Raw genomic sequence first — 15595 nt, 5'->3', positions numbered from 1 at the left:
GTTTTCTTTTGAGTAGCTATATCGGGCCTCTCGCTAGTTTCACCGCGGGCGCTGCGGCACCAACCATTCAGCGGCGACTCCGGAAGATGAGCACGTACCCGCGTGAACCGCGAGTCTTTTCACAGGCGAAAATCTTCCTTCCGGTCGGTGGAATCAGCGCCTTTCTCCTCGGACTAACGGTCATTGCCCTAGCAACCAGTGACGAGGCCAGCCGCCCCGAGGATGCCACCCTGGGAATTATCTTATGCTCCATCGCAATAATTCCGTTCCTCTGGTTCCTCTGGATGGGATTAGCACGCCGGTTCGGCGTCGATAACGAAAAACTTTGGTCCCGTTTCACCCCCGTGTTCTACCGCGAGATCTACTTCTCGGATATCACCCGAATCACGTTCGACAACCTAGGTTTTCGCCTCTACAACAGGCAAAACAAGTTCCTCGGAATAGCAATCAACCGCTTCGACTACACCCTGGCCTACTTGCGGATCCTTGAAGAGCTGAAGTACCGCCGTTTTACGGTGGGCGACGTCGCCCCGCACGACCCACGCTGGCCCGAAGCCGCACAGGAACTACGCAATGCTCTGGCCGCGGAAGCATACGGCAACCACCAGAACTACTACGACAACCACCCAGCCGAGCTTCACGAGCTCACCGCTCTCGCCCAGGGCCGCTAATTACTTACGTACTCAAAAAGGACGGATACCAATGTCCGCATCTTTCTCTTTCGCAGCCGGCTTCGCAACGGGAGCTACACAATCCCCGCTACAACGCCGCATCCAGTATCACGACCGCCGGCAACGACGGCTGGAAAGTTTATGGGAACGGCACCCATCTCCCCCTCTCCAAAGATGTTTTCGATTACACTCTTGCCTACCTACGGATCCTTGAGGAACTCAAGTACCGCCGTTTCACCGTCAACAATGTTGAACCGCACGACCCGCGCTGGCCCGAAGCCGCACAAAACCTACGTTACGAACTAGCCGCGGAAACCTATCGCAACCACCAAAAGTACTTCCACAGCCACCCGACTGAACTCCAAGCACTGATCGAGCTTTCCGAGGTGTGTTAGGAGCCCGCGGGGTAACGCCCTACCGCCAATGCGTTGAGCTCCTGCAATTCAGCAGGGCGTGAATCATAGTAGCTTTGGTGGTTCCGGTACGCTTTGGCCGCCAACCGATTACGCATTTCCTGCCATGCTTCTGGCCACCGCGGATCATGAGGCTCGTTTTTCCCAGCCGTGAAGCGCCGGATCCGCATCTCCTCCAGGATCCGCAAGCATGCCAGGGTGTAATCAAAGCGATTGATCCCCAAAGCAAGCAGCTTCTTACCGTTAGCAAAGACTCCGAAAGATACTCCCGCGAAGGTCACCCGTGTTATTTTCGAGAAATAAATCTCTCGGTAGAAAACAGATCCAAACCGCGACCATACTTTTTGATCATCTACACCGAAACGCCGCTAGAAACCATGCATCAAATACAAAAGGCCCATAATAATTACTGTCGAAATCAAAACGAGAAACAAGATTTTATCGACGGGATCAGGAACCTCATCGGTAGTCAAAACAAAAACCAAGCCCATAAGCGGAGGAAACGTACATATTACCCCACTCAGAACAAAGAGCTTCGCTTGCGAGAACACCCGCGGCTCGCGCGGATATTTACTTATTTTCCGCAAACGGCGCTGGATCCCGGGCGCCGCAGCAGTAAATGCACCAACTGGAAGGGACATAGAAACCTCCATAACCAGGAGCCGCTGCGGCTACCGCGTCTCAGTCAAATGATCGATCGGACGCGGCTGCCAATACCATGCACTATCCACCATTAACGATACGATACGACGACGGAACCCCCACAGAGCATGCCTCTTCTGCCACATGAGAGCACTTAACCCCATACGGCGTTGCTGGGTGTTCCTTAAAAATAAATCGCATTTTTTCAGAACTGCGCTACAAGAACCACCGCACGAAAATCAATCACATTAAAATGCACCTGACCACTCAGAATAAACCATGTCCCTACCAGAAAACACCAGTGAGCACGCTATGTGCCTCTCATTTCCCCAGCCGTTTCCCCCCAGCCCAATACGATTCAGGTTATAATTCCTAATATATTGAGCAACCTCAACGAATTTATCTACGCCTTTGGCGTAGCCCAAATTCAGCTTCGGGATAGTCCAGTGTTGGGTATCCACAAGAGTTCAGAATAAGGGGCTCCGCCACACCTCGTATTTTTATCAGCACTATGAATGGATGACACATGAAGAAATCAATAGCGGCACTCGGGAGCGCTGCTCTTGCTGTTGTGCTCGCCGGGATAGGTTTGCTTCTACCCACCACTGTTAGTGGCTCCGACATGCAGTGGGGTCGCGGTATTAATTCCCTGACTGGCGGCGCGGTTAACTGCCAGGGCGGCGATACCTGTGTGGAGAAAGTGGGTGACGTCGCCCATGTGACCTATACGGTACAGACCACTCCCCTAGTTCTATCCTCTGACCATATTCAAACAACACGAGGCACCTCCATTTTCGTACCCTCTGTACTGGAAAATGTGAAATTCACTCTCACCAGTGTCCCGGATCGTGCCTGGGAGGTTGCGGAGAATTCTGATCTTCGCGTAACAACTACGATTCCAGTAAAAAGCGTGGAACAAGACATTCCCGTTATTGGGGTTACGCGCGATTCCTCCGGTTGGCTAGAAAGGCCGGGCAGCGGCGGGGTCATTTCCACCGATTTCACCGATCCAAACTTCGGGATATGGCATACTCCGGCAAGCACCGCAAAGGCGGGTGAAGAGCCATCATATCTTGGCTATAGTGCGCCGGTGAAAAATATGGAGATGTACGACGAATACAGTTTCGGCATTAACGAGCCGGGTGTTTTCACGATCAAGGTCGAAGGCGATGTCACCGTCCAATCAGAACTCACCGTTCTTCCTATCCGTGCAACTAACAAGCTCTGGAAGTGTAGTCAAGAAGGCGGTGGGCCCGGCTCCTATGAGGAGGGATGCCAAAATCTCCAGCAATATCATTGGGCCCGTACGGGTGATTTGCCCGCTTACTCGCTGACCGATCCCGGCACCAATAAGTTCCTCCTCGGACACACTACCCCCGCAGGCCTGACCGGCTCACCCCAGTGCATCGTCACCGGAGAATCGGGCCGCACCGATCTTATCGGTACCGATATTGGAAGTTCTGCGTCGGTTTATGATCACTATTCCTCCACCTTCGCACTCCACTCAAATCCTGCGGTTACCTACTACCTGAGTGGCATCAACGAAGATGGCTGTGACCAGGCAGCGGCAGTCGTGAAGATTTGCGAGAAGACGACACCGGAGGACAAGAAGCCCGACAATCCCGGAACATCTGATACCGGTACCCCCGCCACGCCTAGCACCCAGCCCACCGCCCCGGGCACCCCGGGCGATCCGGAGACGCCCGGTAATGAGCCAAGCACACCGAGTACCCCGGGTAGTCAAACCCCAGACGCTCAGCCCAGCACTCCGGGTAGCCCCAACCCCGGAGCACCGGGAACTCCTGGCGCCACTACCCCCGGAATCTCCACCAGTGAGAACCCCGGCCAGAATCCCTCCGAAGGCCCGCAGGTAACGAAGAAGCGCACCCAGCCCCGGCTGCAGCGCACCGGTGCCTCGGCCGTCTTTGGCCTGGCAGCCGCCGCGGCCTTGCTCCTCGTGGGCATTCCAGTGGTCACGCGCAGCCGAGCCAAGCGCACGGCGTAGCGCCTTAACCGCGACGCGGGAGAGGGCCGGTCACCAGACCGCGCCGTCTCCCGCGTTTATTTTCCGGGCACGAACGCCCCTGGGAAGATGATTTAAATATTCGTAAAGGCCAGATCAGGAATTAACAACACGCCATCCTCAGCAACTATTTTTCCTATTGGCATGTAAAACAACCACTACTCACAAGCCGCTGACCTGCATCTTTACACATTTTATTATGCATGCGCCCGTTTCATCCGGCTCACCTGACCCATCTGCTTCCACGCAGCTACATCACATAAACGGTTACTTCACGCGAGTAGTGTTTCTGAAATATATGTTGTAGTGGAGCCCCCGGCAGGACTCGAACCTGTGACCTGCTGTTTACAAGACAGCTGCTCTACCAACTGAGCTACGGAGGCAATTCTTGCCCAGCACACCTGCTGAACAAGGAACCAGAGTTTATCATGCCAGAATCCCCCCTCTGGAACAAATAGGGATCCCGAGAGCTGAGCTCCCAGCGGGGCGGCGCGAAGCGACCGCCCCGCTGCGGCGTCGTCGTACCACAAGGGCACGTGGCACCGGGGGCAGCTCTACTTGAGTGCGTCCAGCGCGGCGGTGAGCTTACCGTCGGTCCAGTCCGCCACCTGCTTGCCGTTGAGAAGCACGGTGGGGGTGCCGGTGAAGCCGTCGGCGCTAAACTGCTGGAGCGACTGGCCCAGCAGTTCGGAATACATGGCGGGCTTTCCGTCCCCAACGGCCACATCCGCGATCATCTGCTCGGCTTCGGCATCGGTGAGACCGGCCTTCTTACCGAGCTCGGCCAGCTGCGCGGTCTGCGGTACCGGCACCTTTTCCTTCGCTTCGAACAGCGGGGCCGTCATCGCGAAAATCTCATTGTGGTAGGCCGCGAAAACATCGGGGCGATGCTCCGCAACCCACAGCGCCGACGCGGAAGCCGTATGCGAGAATTCATACTGGGATTCCACCACGAGCGGGTGGTAGACCAGCGTAATCTCGCCATTCTTCGCGCGCTGGGTGAGCTCCTCCGCGTAGGCGGTTTCCAGGCGGTTACACCATACGCACAGGTAGTCGAAGTAAATATCAACAACCGGCTTGCCTTCGTTCACGGTGCCGGCCGCCAGCGAACTACCCACGCTCACGCCCACATCCGGGGTCACGTTTTTCGGCAGCTGCGTGGTGACCTTCGGGGCGGCGCGTTCGGCCAGCGCGGTGGCCGGGGCGCTCGGGTACACGGCCGCGGAGCTTTCCTGCGTAGCCGGGGCGCCCGCATCATCCTTCTTATTCGAGAGGATGAACCAGACGGCCGCCGCGATAAGCGCCACCACCACAACAGCCGCCACAACCGCGAGCGCGCGATTGCGCCGCGCCCGCTTCTTTTCCTGTTCCTGGAGCCGGGCCGCCGCCGCGCGCGCGGTTTCACGCCGCTGTGCCGCGGAACTTTGCCGGTTATTCTTCTGAGTCTGTGCCATTCACTTTTCCTCGGTTACGACGACGCGCCTGCGGCCACCCGGCCACTGCGCCTTTCACCCTGACTTTAACATGTCAATTATCGCCGCTTTCCCTGGGAAAAGTGAGGGCGGGCCGGGTGACATTGCCCGCGCGGCCAGTTTGGTGGGCCGCCCTACCGGGCACGCCGGCCGTTTAGCGCCCCGCGCCGCCCACCAGATCCTTGACCATCGCTACCAGAGGTTCGCCGTAGTACCCGAAGCTGAGCGGGGTATCCGCGGGCACGCCCAGCACCCCACCAAGGGCCAGGAGCGCGATCCCGGCCGCGCCGGCCAGCAGCAGCACGGTCCAGAAAACTCGGTAGGGGCGCGTTGGGGCTAGGCGCGCAAAGACAACAGCACTGCCGCCCCGCACTACCCGCCCACTCGGGCCGAGCCACGAGATTCCCACTCCAGCGAGAGCGGCCACCGCGCCCGCGCCCGGCCCGGAAAGCCCGCCCAGCCGCCCAGCCACGTAGCCGAGCGTGACCGCGAGGAGCCCGATGCCGTGCAACGGAATCACGCTGAGGGCACTTTCCGCGAAGGTGAGCGGCGCGCGCAGAATTTGCCCCAGGTGTTCGCCGCGGAACGGCCCGCCTTCTTCTGCACGACGCCGCCGCAGCCGCGCTGCGTTCCTCTCCGCAAACGCCAAGCTCACCGTGACAAGCGCATAACCTACGTACCCGGCGATCTGCCAGGAAGCCACCAGCGTGCACAGCAAGCCGCCCAGTGCGAAGCTGAGGATCGGGGTGCGCCGCGGCGGGCGGGCCCACAGCGGGAGCGGCGCGGGTTCCAGTGGCGCGACCCCCTGATAAGAGGCGGCTTCCGGCTGGGAATCAACAGCAGCGGGACTGAAGGTGGCCGGCGTGGTGGGACCCGGCGCAGCTACGGGGTAGGGGGTGGTGGCCGGCCCAGCTTGCGGATAGGGAGCAGTGGCCGATCCGGCGTAAATGGGCTGGGGCCATGTCTCCGGGAAAGCGCTGGGCACGCTATCGGTGGCGTTATAGCTCGGCGTCTGGTTATGACTCAGCGTTGGATGACTGCTCGGCTCGGGGTTGTGACCCAGTTCCGGGTTATAACCCAGCGCTGTAGTCTCTGCTTCCATCGCGGCCGCCCCGGGAAGGGCCGCCGGCACGGTTGCATCCATCTGGGCGGGCAAGGCTCGGGGCGAGGTAGCGGCGTCGTCGTACCATGAAACCGGATCCGCGAGGGCCGCGACCACCGCGTCAATCCCCCAGCGTTCTTCTACCGGCTCCGCGAGCGCGGCCCGCAGGGCGTAGGCGATACGCGGGGGTGCGCCGGTCACGTCCACGTCCCCCTCCAGAACGCGACGCATAATATCCGCCGGGTTCGCGCCGGGATACGGATCGTGCCCGGTGGTGGCGAAAGCGATGACCGCGGCGAGCGCCCACAGGTCAGCGGCTTCGTCCGGGGCGTGGCCGCGCAGTACCCGCGGGTCGAGATATCCGGGCGTATGAGTAACCGCGCCGGACATAGTGAGGCGGCTATCACCGCCTGTTTGCGCGATGCCGAAATCAATGAGAACCGGGCCGTTCGCGCCGAGCATGACATTGGACGGTTTGAGATCGCGGTGCAGCACCCCGAGGCGATGCACGGACGTAACCGCGGCGTGGAGCTGGCGGGCAAGCGTCACTAATTCCGCCGGCGGGTAAGGACCGTCCACACGCACATCCTCCGCGAGAGTAGGACCTTCCACCAGCTGGGTGACGATAAAGGCATCCTCCTCATCCGTTTCGGCATCGAGGACCTCGGCAACATAGGGCCCGCGCACCCGCTGCAACATCGCAACTTCGCGCCGGAGGCGTTCGCGCCCGGCCGGCCCATCCACGGCCGCCGGGTGGAGGAGTTTCAGGGCTACGCGGGTGCCGGCACCATCCGCCGCCTCGTAAACCGTGGACATGCCGCCGAAGCCGATGCGCCGCATCAGCCGATAGCCACCAATTTCCTCCCGCATACCTCAAAAATACCGAAGTGTGCCGGCCGGCGCATTTTTTACGCGGAGTTCGCCCTCGTATTCGAGTTCCTGACGTGGCATAATAGTTGATGAGCGTGTCAATGCCGACCGCTGTAACTGATGGAGAATTCCCATGGCTTCTGTGTCACTCGTCAACGCGACACTGTACTATCCCGATGCGCCTGCACCGGCGGTTGACCACGTGAATCTCCATATCAACGACGGCGAATTTTTCGCGCTTACCGGCCCGGTTAGCTCCGGTAAATCCACGGTTTTACGCATGATTGCGGGGCTGGAGGATATGGACTACGGAGCGGTACTGCTGGACGGTGAAGATGTCACCGCGCTGCCGCCATCCATGCGCGACGTAGTGATCGTATTTCAGAATTACGCCCTGTATCCGCATATGACGGTCGCGGATAATATGGGCTTCCACCTGAAAATAGCCGGGGCGGACCCCGATGATATTGCCGCGCGAGTGGCGCAAGCAGCAGATATTTTAGAGCTCACCGAGTTCCTGGACGCGAAACCCGCCCAGCTCACCCGCGCGGAACGCCAGCGGGTCTCCATGGGGCGCGCGGTGGTGCGCCGGCCGCGTATTTTCCTCATGGACGAGCCGCTGAAAAATATGGATGTGGAAATTCGCGATGAGATTCGCGAGCAGATTTCCGTACTTCAAGAACGCACCGGCATCACCACGGTGTACGTAACGAACGATCCACGCGAGGCTTTCAGCTGCGCCCATCGGGTAGGCATCATGGTGGATGGCGCCCTCCAGCAGGTGGGAACCCCCGCGGAAATTCTGGCGGACCTCACCACGCCCGTGCGGGCCTTCTTGGAAGAAGCCGGAATGGTGGAGGCGGGGGCGCTGGTTGATGGCACGCCGGGCTCGCGAGCTTTCGGCTACGATTAAGCCGCAGCTACTCCCGGAAAGGACACTCATGCGATCCTCGCTATCCATTATGGCGGCTAGCGTTGAACCTGACCTCCTCGATCTGCCGTGGAACGTGGCGCTCGAAGAGTGGCCGCGTGATCTCATCGCTGCGCTCCCGCGCGGTATTTCCCGCCACACCGTGCGTTTCGTGCGTCTCTCCGGGCGGATCATCGCTATTAAAGAGATTTCCGAACTGGTGGCGGTGCGCGAATACGAGCTGCTGCGCACCTTAAAGCGCCTCGGAGCGCCCTCGGTGGAGCCGGTCGCGGTGGTCTCCAAACGCACCGACGCGGAAGGCAATGCCCTCAACGCCTGCCTCATCACCGAGCATCTTCCTTTCTCCCTCCCCTACCGCGCTATTTTCGGGCAGCAGCACCGGCGTGCCACCATTGCCCAGCTCATCGACGGGCTGGCAGTGCTCCTGGTGCGGCTGCATCTTCTCGGGTTTTTCTGGGGTGATGTGTCACTCTCAAATACCCTGTTCCGCCGCGATGCGGGAACTTTCGCGGCCTATTTGGTGGACGCGGAAACCGGGGAGCTCTACAGCCCGATCACCCAGCGTAAACGCGAATACGATATCGATGTGGCCCGCACAAATATCATTGGCGAGCTTATGGACTTGCAGGCCGGCGGTGTCCTGCCCGAAGATTTTGACACCATCGGGGTGGGTGATACTTTCGCTGATCGCTACTTCGAACTGTGGGAAGAAATCACCGCGCAGGTGGCTATCGGCCCGGATGAAAAGTGGAAGGTGACCGAGCGGGTACGCCGCCTCAATGACCTGGGCTTTGACGTGGACGAGATCGCCATTGATTCCGGCCCGGACGAAGACCGGCTCCTCATCCAGCCGAAGATTGTGGAGGCCGGGCATTATTCCCGCAAGGTGTGGCGGCTGACCGGCCTAGATGTGGAAGAAAACCAGGCTCGGCGTATCCTCAACGATATTGACGAATACGCCGCCCTCCACAATAAGAGCGGCAAATCCGACATGATGATCGCCCACGATTGGCTCGCGGATGTCTATGAGCCGACCGTGGCCGCGATCCCGCCCGAACTTACCGCAAAGCTGGAGCCGGCCGAGCTCTTCCACGAAATCCTCGAGCACCGCTGGTTTATTTCCGAAGACCAGCAGCGTGATGTTCCACAGGCCGAGGCCGTGGCCTCTTTCGTGGAGAAAGTGCTGCGCCACCGGCGTGACGAATCAACCTTCCTGGATGGAGAAACCGGGGAGATCCCCGCGGTTACCGCCACGCCGGAATAAGCGCCGCACCGGGGGCACGTACGGGGCGCGACGGCGCCGCCCCTAGCCCCTAGGCCGCGCTGTTCTCCGTGAGCTCCTTGATGACCAGCTCAGCCAGCTGGATGGTATTGAGGGCCGCGCCCTTGCGCAGGTTATCGGCCACGCAGAAGAAGGCCAGCCCGCGCCCGCCCGGCACCGAAGGATCACGCCGGATGCGGCCCACGAAGCAGGCGTCCTTCCCGGCCGCATCCAGGGGATTAGGCAGATCAACCACCGCAACGCCGGGGGCTGCTTCGAGCAGCTGGATAGCGGCTGCGACGTCGACCTCCCTCTCAAACTCCGCGTTGACGGACATCCCGTGCGCGGTATACACCGGCACACGGACGCACGTTCCCGCCACCGCGAGATCCGGGATACCCAGAATCTTGCGCGATTCGTTGCGTAGTTTTTGCTCTTCGTCGGTTTCGCCGCTGCCATCCTCAGCGAGGTTCCCGGCAAACGCGACCGCGTTGAAAGCGATGGGCGCCCGGTAGACCTCAGGATTGGGCAACTCAAGAGCGTGCCCGTCCAGGGCGAGGGCTTCCACATCCCCGCCCAGCGCGGCGCGCACCCCGGTGGTCAGCTCGTGCACGCCTCGTACCCCGGAACCGGACACCGCCTGGTAGGACGAAGCAATAAGGCGAGTGAGCCCGTAGGCATCGTGCAGCGGTTTGAGAATCGGCATGGCAGCCATGGTGGTGCAATTCGGGTTGGCGATAATGCCCTTGGGGCGGCGCGCGATATCTTGCGGATTCACTTCGGAGACAACGAGGGGCACCTCCGGGTCGCGGCGCCACGCGGAAGAATTATCAACGACGACGGCACCTGCCTCCACGAACTTCGGCGCGTAGGTGCGCGAGGCATCCCCGCCGGCGGAAAACACCGCAATATCGATGCCGGACAGGTCAGCGGTGGCAATATCTTCCACCACGATATTTTCGCCCCGGAAAGGAAGTTCGGTACCGGCTGAGCGCGCCGTCGCAAAGAAACGCACCCGATCCACCGGAACCTGGCGTTCTTCCAGCAGGGCGCGCATAACCCGCCCGACCTGCCCGGTTGCTCCCACTACTGCCAAGGTAATGCTCATCGACCTGTCCCTCCGTATACGATTGCTTTTTCGCTGGCATCCAGCCCGAAGGCGGTGTGGACCGCGCGGGCGGCCGCGTCCAGCACATTCGGGTCCACCACCACGGAAATGCGGATCTCCGAGGTGCTGATCATATCCACATTGACGCCGTTATCCCCCAGTGTCTTGAAAAGTTTGGAGGACACGCCACTGTGGGAGCGCATTCCCGCACCCACGATGGAGAGGATACCGATTTCGGAGGTGACAGCGATGTCTTCAAAACCGAATTCGGCCTGGTTGGCGCGCAGCGCGGCGACGGCGAGATCCACCTGATCGCGGGGAACCGTGAAGGAAATATTGCTCAGACCCACGCGGGTGAGCGCAGTGTTCTGCACGATCATGTCAATATTGCAGTCCGCTTCGGCCACGCAGGAGAAGATTTTAGCAGCGGATCCGGGAAGGTTGGGCACGCCGGTGACCGAAATTTTCCCTTGGTTGCGGTCGTGTGCCACTCCGACGACGACGGCGTCTTCATATCCGCCCTGTTTCGCGGTTTCTTCCACTATCCACGTCCCTTCGTTCTCGGAGAATGATGATCGTACGTGCAAGGCCACATTGAATTTCCGGGCGAATTCCACTGCCCGCAGGTGGAGCACTTTCGCTCCGTGTGCCGCTAATTCTAGCGTTTCTTCGTAGCTGAGTTCGCGGCGTTGGCTAGCGGCGGGAACGATCCGGGGGTCCGCGGAGAGAACACCATCCACATCCGTGTAGATTTCACACACGTCTGCGCCGAGGGCGGCAGCGAAGGCCACGGCGGTGGTGTCGGAGCCACCCCGCCCGAGGGTGGTGACGTCATTGGTGTCGTTCACGCCTTGGAATCCGGCAATAATGGCGACGGCGCCGTCTTGCACGGTCCGGAAAATACGTTCGGGAACGATCCCGGTAATGGAGGCATTGCCGTAGCGCGCATCGGTGTGGAGGCCGGCTTGCTGGCCGGTGAATGCGCGGGCGACGACGCCTTCGTCATTGACGGCCATGGCGAGGAGGGCCATGGAGATGCGTTCCCCCGCGGTGAGGAGAATATCGAGCTCCCGCGCGGGCGGGTTATCGGTGACGTTGTGGGCGAGGTCCAAGAGATTATCGGTGGTATCTCCCATGGCGGAAACCACGACAACTACTTTGTTTCCGGCTTTGCTGGTCTGGGCAATTCGTTTCGCCACTCGTCTGAGTCCGGCGGGATCGGCGACCGAGGATCCCCCGAACTTCTGCACGATGAGTGCCACATTAACTCCTATTTTTCCGAGACATATTAATGGTAACTGGAAGCGCGTCGCCACCCGCGGGGCTTTCCGATATTTTCAGGTGAGATTGTTCTCCTGCTCGGCTGCCTGATGGGGCGCCGCATTTGGGCTGGACGCTGTGCTTTACGGTGATCCCGGAGCTGAGCTGCTTAGTTGTGCTCGCCGTGCGTTTCCGCGACTGGGGCGGAAGGCGTGGTGCCCGGAACCACCGAGGGCATTCGTCCCGTGTCTGTCATACCCGTGCCGGGCATGTTTGTGGTGCCCGTGCCGGTGGTTTCCAGTGTGGTACTCGTGGTGACAGTTTCTGTGCCGGTAACACCCGCGGTGGTGATGCTGGTTTCTATGCCGGTAGTGGCCGCGGTGTTCGCGGTTGTTCCGCTGGTAATGCGGGTGCGGCCTTCGAAGGCACGCGAGAGTGTGATTTCGTCAGCGTATTCGAGGTCTCCGCCAACCGGGAGTCCGGAGGCGAGACGGGAGATCGCGATACCGATGGGGGTGAGGAGACGAATGAGGTAGGCCGCTGTGGCATCGCCTTCAATATTGGGATCGGTGGCGATAATAACTTCGGTGACGCGGCCATCTTGGAGGCGGGTGAGGAGTTCGCGGATGCGCAGGTCTTCCGGGCCGATACCTTGGATGGGGTTAATGGATCCGCCTAGAACGTGGTAGCGCCCGCGGTATTCGCGGGTGCGTTCGATGACCATAATGTCTTTAGCTTCTTCGACGACGCAGATCACGGCATCACTACGCCGGGTATCTGAGCACAGTGAACAGATATCGGTTTCGGTGACGTTACCGCAGATCTGGCAGAAGTGGACGCGTTCCTTGACCCGGAGCATGGCTTCCGCGAGCGCCCGCACTTCGGGTTCTTCTTGTTCGAGGAGGTGGAAGGCGATGCGTTGGGCGCTCTTCGGGCCGATGCCCGGCAGACGCCCGAGCTCATCAATGAGCTCTTGCACGGCACCGTCATACACCCCCGCCACTACATTCCTCCTTGTACGGTATCAATTTCTTCAACAATGGTTCCTGAGAGCATTTCCACCACAACGTGCAGCCCGACCACATTGCTCTGCTCGATTGTGGGATCGTCCAAGGAGACATCATCCTCCTCAGTAGGATACCCCACCCCCGGCTGCGGTGCGCCATTATGCTGGCCATTCGAGCCATTCACGCTGTTCAGAGCGTTCGCACCGGCGACGCCACCCCCGCCATTGATAGTCGCGGGCGCGGCACTAGCCGGCGTGGTGGGTTCACTACCAAAGGGGGTACGACCTGCGGACGTACTATCATCACCCGCACTGCCGTGGCGGAGCTGGCGCAGGTGTTCCCGCGCGTCATAGGTGGGGATTTCCTGCGTGCGTTGCGGCGGGCGCGGGATATGGAAATCTTGCGCGGGCCCGTGTGCGGGAAGCTGCCCGGACATATCTCCCGGGCCAGCGAAGGGTTGCGGCATGGGCATGTTCTGGAGATAGAACGGAATCTCCCGGCCGGAGTTAGCTGGGCCGGCATTATCGCCCTCGGGGCGACTCGCGCTTGCACTAGCCCCGCCGGAGCTGACCGGACCCGAACTAGCCGAACGGGACGCGGCGGTTTGCCGGCTGGGCGGGTAGTATTCCGCGTCATCCGGATCGGAAAGCTCTTCGGGTTCGGGCCATTCATCATCCCCGACTGCTTTACCGGCACTGTTGGCAGTTTCCGGCCGCGCGGATGCAGCGCCAGAGCCCGAGGAAGCGGGAGTGGCCGCCGCGGTGGCGGCATTAGCTTTTGGGTGGGCACCACCGCCATCAGAAACACCCGGACGAGGCTGGGGAGATAGCGCTGAGGACTGGGGAGGCTCCGTATGTGCCACCCCACCCGGCTGCCCCGCAGCATCGGACTGCTTTGCCGCCGCGGAAACAACCCGCACGGTGACGGGAATAGAGGTGAAATGCGAAAGGTGCGCGCTCAGGCGTTCCACATTGCGTGTATCCTGCAAGGCGCCAAGGACCTTCTCTGAAGAAAACTCCAGGGCGACCTGGTTTCCCCGCGATCCGAGAACCCGAGTAGGCCCGGAGAAAATAGCTTGGGCGAAACGCCCGGAGGACGTCACCTCCGCCCACCTAGCTGTGAGCTCCGCGGCGTGATCCGGCTCTGATTCTTCCGGAGCCGGAGCCTGCTCCAGGCTATCTTCACGCGGTTGCGGTGCTGGCGATTCACCGGTTGGCTGAACAGTGTGCTGAACCGAATGTTCTTCCGCTTGCGGAGCACGCTGCTCCACGGACCGCTCCGCAGGCCGCTCCGCGGCTGGCGACGTGGGTGATTCCGTGGCCTGTTGAGGAACGGGCTGTGCGGAAGCTGCGGCGGCGGAGTTCTGCACCGAAACGGAAGTAGCAGGCTGCGGCGCGGCAGCGGACGGAACGCTAGGAGATGCCGAAACCACCGGGGTCCCGCGCTGTGCCGCGGCCGCTGCGGCCGCTGCTGCCCGCGCCTTTTCCCGCGCGATGTCCTGCGGTGATTTCCGCGCGGTCCCACTGGCCCCAACTCCCGGCCGCACCCCCCTGTTTTTCTGCTCCGCACCGCCGAGCGCCACATCCGAAGGCAATGCCGCACCGCTACCGGGAATCAAAAGCCGAGCGCAGAGCAACTCCAGCTGCAAGCGCGGCGACGTTGCGCCGACCATCGCGGAGAGAGCCTCGTTCGCACGCTCGGCACTTTCAGTGGCACGCGCCGCACCCAGCGCCTGCGCTTGGGTGCGCATGGTGGCCAACTGGTCCTGCGGCAATTCACCCAAAGCATCCGCCGCGGCTTCCCCCGCTAAATCGATGACGATCAGATCGCGCAGGCGCTGGAGCAGATCTTCCACAAAACGGCGCGGTTCATGACCGGCACCGATCAGTTCTTCGACGACGCCGAAAAGCTGGCTCCCCGAACTTTCGGCAATAGCGTTGACCGCACGATCCAGCAGACCACTATCCGTATAACCCAGTAGCGCAACCGCCTGAGAATAGGACAGCGTGGACGTTTCCGAACCGCCCATGAGCTGGTCCAGAACCGAAAGGGAATCGCGCACCGATCCCCCGCCTGCCCGCACCACCAAACCGAGCACCCCCGGTTCCGGGGTAATGCTTTCCTCCGCGCAGATCTGCGAGAGGTACTCCTCCATCCGCGCCGGGGACACCAGGCGGAAAGGATAGTGGTGGGTACGCGAGCGGATGGTGCCAATTACTTTTTCCGGCTCCGTGGTAGCGAAAATGAACTTGATATGAGCCGGGGGTTCTTCCACGAGTTTGAGCAGGGCATTGAAACCCTGGGTGGTGACCATATGGGCTTCGTCAATAATGAAAATCTTGTAGCGATCCCGGCTGGGGGCAAAAGCCGCGCGTTCAACCAAGTCACGGGCATCATCCACCCCGCCGTGGCTGGCCGCGTCCATTTCCACCACGTCCAGAGAACCGGGGCCATCCCCCGCCAGCTCCCGACACGAGGCACATTCCCCGCACGGCGTATCCGTGGGTGCCTGCGCGCAATTCAAGCAGCGGGCGAGGATGCGCGCCGAGGTAGTTTTCCCGCACCCGCGCGGACCCGAGAAAAGATAGGCGTGCACCGTACGCTCGCCGCGCAACGCAGCCATGAGGGGACGAGTTACCTGCTCCTGGCCGATAACATCTTGAAAACGCTCCGGGCGATACCGCCGATACAATGCCATGCTCACGAGTATCAGTCTACGGGGTACCTACGACACGAATCACGCGCGCGAAAAACCTGTGGGGCTAATAGACAAATGGTGGGTCTTATATCCGGGGTTTGCCCTGCCATAGCAACGAAAAGTCAGCCTTATTGAGC

10 protein-coding genes, 1 tRNA gene and 1 pseudogene are annotated in these 15595 nt (G+C 60.8%); 4 read left to right on the top strand and 8 right to left on the bottom strand.

The features are described 5' to 3' along the window. Positions 1 to 86 precede the first annotated feature (86 nt). Complete coding sequence (locus ACRQEG_RS03885) at positions 87 to 671, top strand: hypothetical protein (protein ID WP_435730925.1); 585 nt, start codon at positions 87 to 89, stop codon at positions 669 to 671. Between the two features lie 781 nt (positions 672 to 1452). Here the strand turns inward: ACRQEG_RS03885 and ACRQEG_RS03880 are convergent. Then, the gene (locus ACRQEG_RS03880) at positions 1453 to 1725 is read right to left on the bottom strand and encodes a hypothetical protein (RefSeq protein WP_435730923.1); all 273 of its coding nucleotides are present in this window, start codon (positions 1723 to 1725) and stop codon (positions 1453 to 1455) included. Positions 1726 to 2252: 527 nt separating this feature from the next. On the opposite strand from ACRQEG_RS03880, the gene ACRQEG_RS03875 reads away from it, so the two are divergent. Beyond that, positions 2253 to 3731 carry a hypothetical protein gene (locus tag ACRQEG_RS03875; protein WP_435732836.1) on the top strand — a complete coding sequence of 493 codons (1479 nt, stop codon included), beginning with the start codon at positions 2253 to 2255 and terminating at the stop codon, positions 3729 to 3731. 325 nt (positions 3732 to 4056) lie between these two features. Here ACRQEG_RS03875 and ACRQEG_RS03870 read toward each other — a convergent pair. The 3 genes from ACRQEG_RS03870 to ACRQEG_RS03860 all read right to left on the bottom strand — a co-directional run bounded on the left by ACRQEG_RS03870 (position 4057) and on the right by ACRQEG_RS03860 (position 7193). After that, a tRNA-Thr gene (locus tag ACRQEG_RS03870) sits at positions 4057 to 4132 on the bottom strand. Between the two features lie 171 nt (positions 4133 to 4303). Beyond that, the gene (locus ACRQEG_RS03865) at positions 4304 to 5203 is read right to left on the bottom strand and encodes a DsbA family protein (RefSeq protein WP_435730972.1); all 900 of its coding nucleotides are present in this window, start codon (positions 5201 to 5203) and stop codon (positions 4304 to 4306) included. A 172-nt stretch (positions 5204 to 5375) separates the two neighbouring features. Next, positions 5376 to 7193 carry a serine/threonine-protein kinase gene (locus ACRQEG_RS03860; protein ID WP_320757713.1) on the bottom strand — a complete coding sequence of 606 codons (1818 nt, stop codon included), beginning with the start codon at positions 7191 to 7193 and terminating at the stop codon, positions 5376 to 5378. 133 nt (positions 7194 to 7326) lie between these two features. Between ACRQEG_RS03860 and ACRQEG_RS03855 the strand changes: the two genes are divergently transcribed. Continuing rightward, entirely contained in the window at positions 7327 to 8106 is a 780-nt protein-coding gene (locus ACRQEG_RS03855; protein WP_320757714.1) for an ABC transporter ATP-binding protein, read from the top strand. Between the two features lie 28 nt (positions 8107 to 8134). After that, on the top strand, positions 8135 to 9388 hold the full coding sequence (locus ACRQEG_RS03850) for a DUF4032 domain-containing protein (protein WP_126135697.1): 1254 nt from the start codon (positions 8135 to 8137) through the stop codon (positions 9386 to 9388). Between the two features lie 49 nt (positions 9389 to 9437). Here the strand turns inward: ACRQEG_RS03850 and ACRQEG_RS03845 are convergent, their stop codons facing one another. The 4 genes and pseudogenes from ACRQEG_RS03845 to ACRQEG_RS03830 all read right to left on the bottom strand — a co-directional run bounded on the left by ACRQEG_RS03845 (position 9438) and on the right by ACRQEG_RS03830 (position 15458). Beyond that, positions 9438 to 10493: an aspartate-semialdehyde dehydrogenase gene (locus ACRQEG_RS03845; protein ID WP_320757716.1), complete on the bottom strand. Its 1056-nt coding sequence runs from the start codon at positions 10491 to 10493 to the stop codon at positions 9438 to 9440. Further along, positions 10490 to 11755 (bottom strand): aspartate kinase, encoded by a 1266-nt coding sequence (locus tag ACRQEG_RS03840; RefSeq protein WP_320757717.1) that lies wholly within the window; start codon positions 11753 to 11755, stop codon positions 10490 to 10492. Before ACRQEG_RS03840 ends, ACRQEG_RS03845 begins: the two co-directional genes overlap by 4 nt. 395 nt (positions 11756 to 12150) lie before the next feature. Next, positions 12151 to 12756, bottom strand: a pseudogene (gene recR, locus ACRQEG_RS03835) (recombination mediator RecR); the annotation flags it as partial. Further along, the gene (locus ACRQEG_RS03830; protein ID WP_320757729.1) at positions 12756 to 15458 is read right to left on the bottom strand and encodes a DNA polymerase III subunit gamma and tau; all 2703 of its coding nucleotides are present in this window, start codon (positions 15456 to 15458) and stop codon (positions 12756 to 12758) included. The pseudogene recR and the gene ACRQEG_RS03830, both read right to left, overlap by 1 nt. Positions 15459 to 15595 lie beyond the last annotated feature (137 nt).

This window comes from Actinotignum stranguriae (genome assembly GCF_051265215.1).
GTDB classification, from domain to species: Bacteria; Actinomycetota; Actinomycetes; order Actinomycetales; family Actinomycetaceae; genus Actinotignum; species Actinotignum schaalii_C.
The sequence above is the reverse complement of the archived record's forward strand: the minus strand, read 5'-3'. Positions and strand labels throughout refer to the sequence as shown.

Bases quoted from the DNA above. Each gene is read 5' to 3' on its own strand.
- ACRQEG_RS03860 (WP_320757713.1), bottom strand. From the start codon at position 7,193: ATGCGGGAGGAAATTGGTGGCTATCGGCTGATGCGGCGCATCGGCTTC.
- ACRQEG_RS03845 (WP_320757716.1), bottom strand. From the start codon at position 10,493: ATGAGCATTACCTTGGCAGTAGTGGGAGCAACCGGGCAGGTCGGGCGG.
- ACRQEG_RS03875 (WP_435732836.1), top strand. From the start codon at position 2,253: ATGAAGAAATCAATAGCGGCACTCGGGAGCGCTGCTCTTGCTGTTGTG.
- ACRQEG_RS03865 (WP_435730972.1), bottom strand. From the start codon at position 5,203: ATGGCACAGACTCAGAAGAATAACCGGCAAAGTTCCGCGGCACAGCGG.
- ACRQEG_RS03885 (WP_435730925.1), top strand. From the start codon at position 87: ATGAGCACGTACCCGCGTGAACCGCGAGTCTTTTCACAGGCGAAAATC.
- ACRQEG_RS03880 (WP_435730923.1), bottom strand. From the start codon at position 1,725: ATGTCCCTTCCAGTTGGTGCATTTACTGCTGCGGCGCCCGGGATCCAG.
- ACRQEG_RS03855 (WP_320757714.1), top strand. From the start codon at position 7,327: ATGGCTTCTGTGTCACTCGTCAACGCGACACTGTACTATCCCGATGCG.
- ACRQEG_RS03830 (WP_320757729.1), bottom strand. From the start codon at position 15,458: ATGGCATTGTATCGGCGGTATCGCCCGGAGCGTTTTCAAGATGTTATC.
- ACRQEG_RS03850 (WP_126135697.1), top strand. From the start codon at position 8,135: ATGCGATCCTCGCTATCCATTATGGCGGCTAGCGTTGAACCTGACCTC.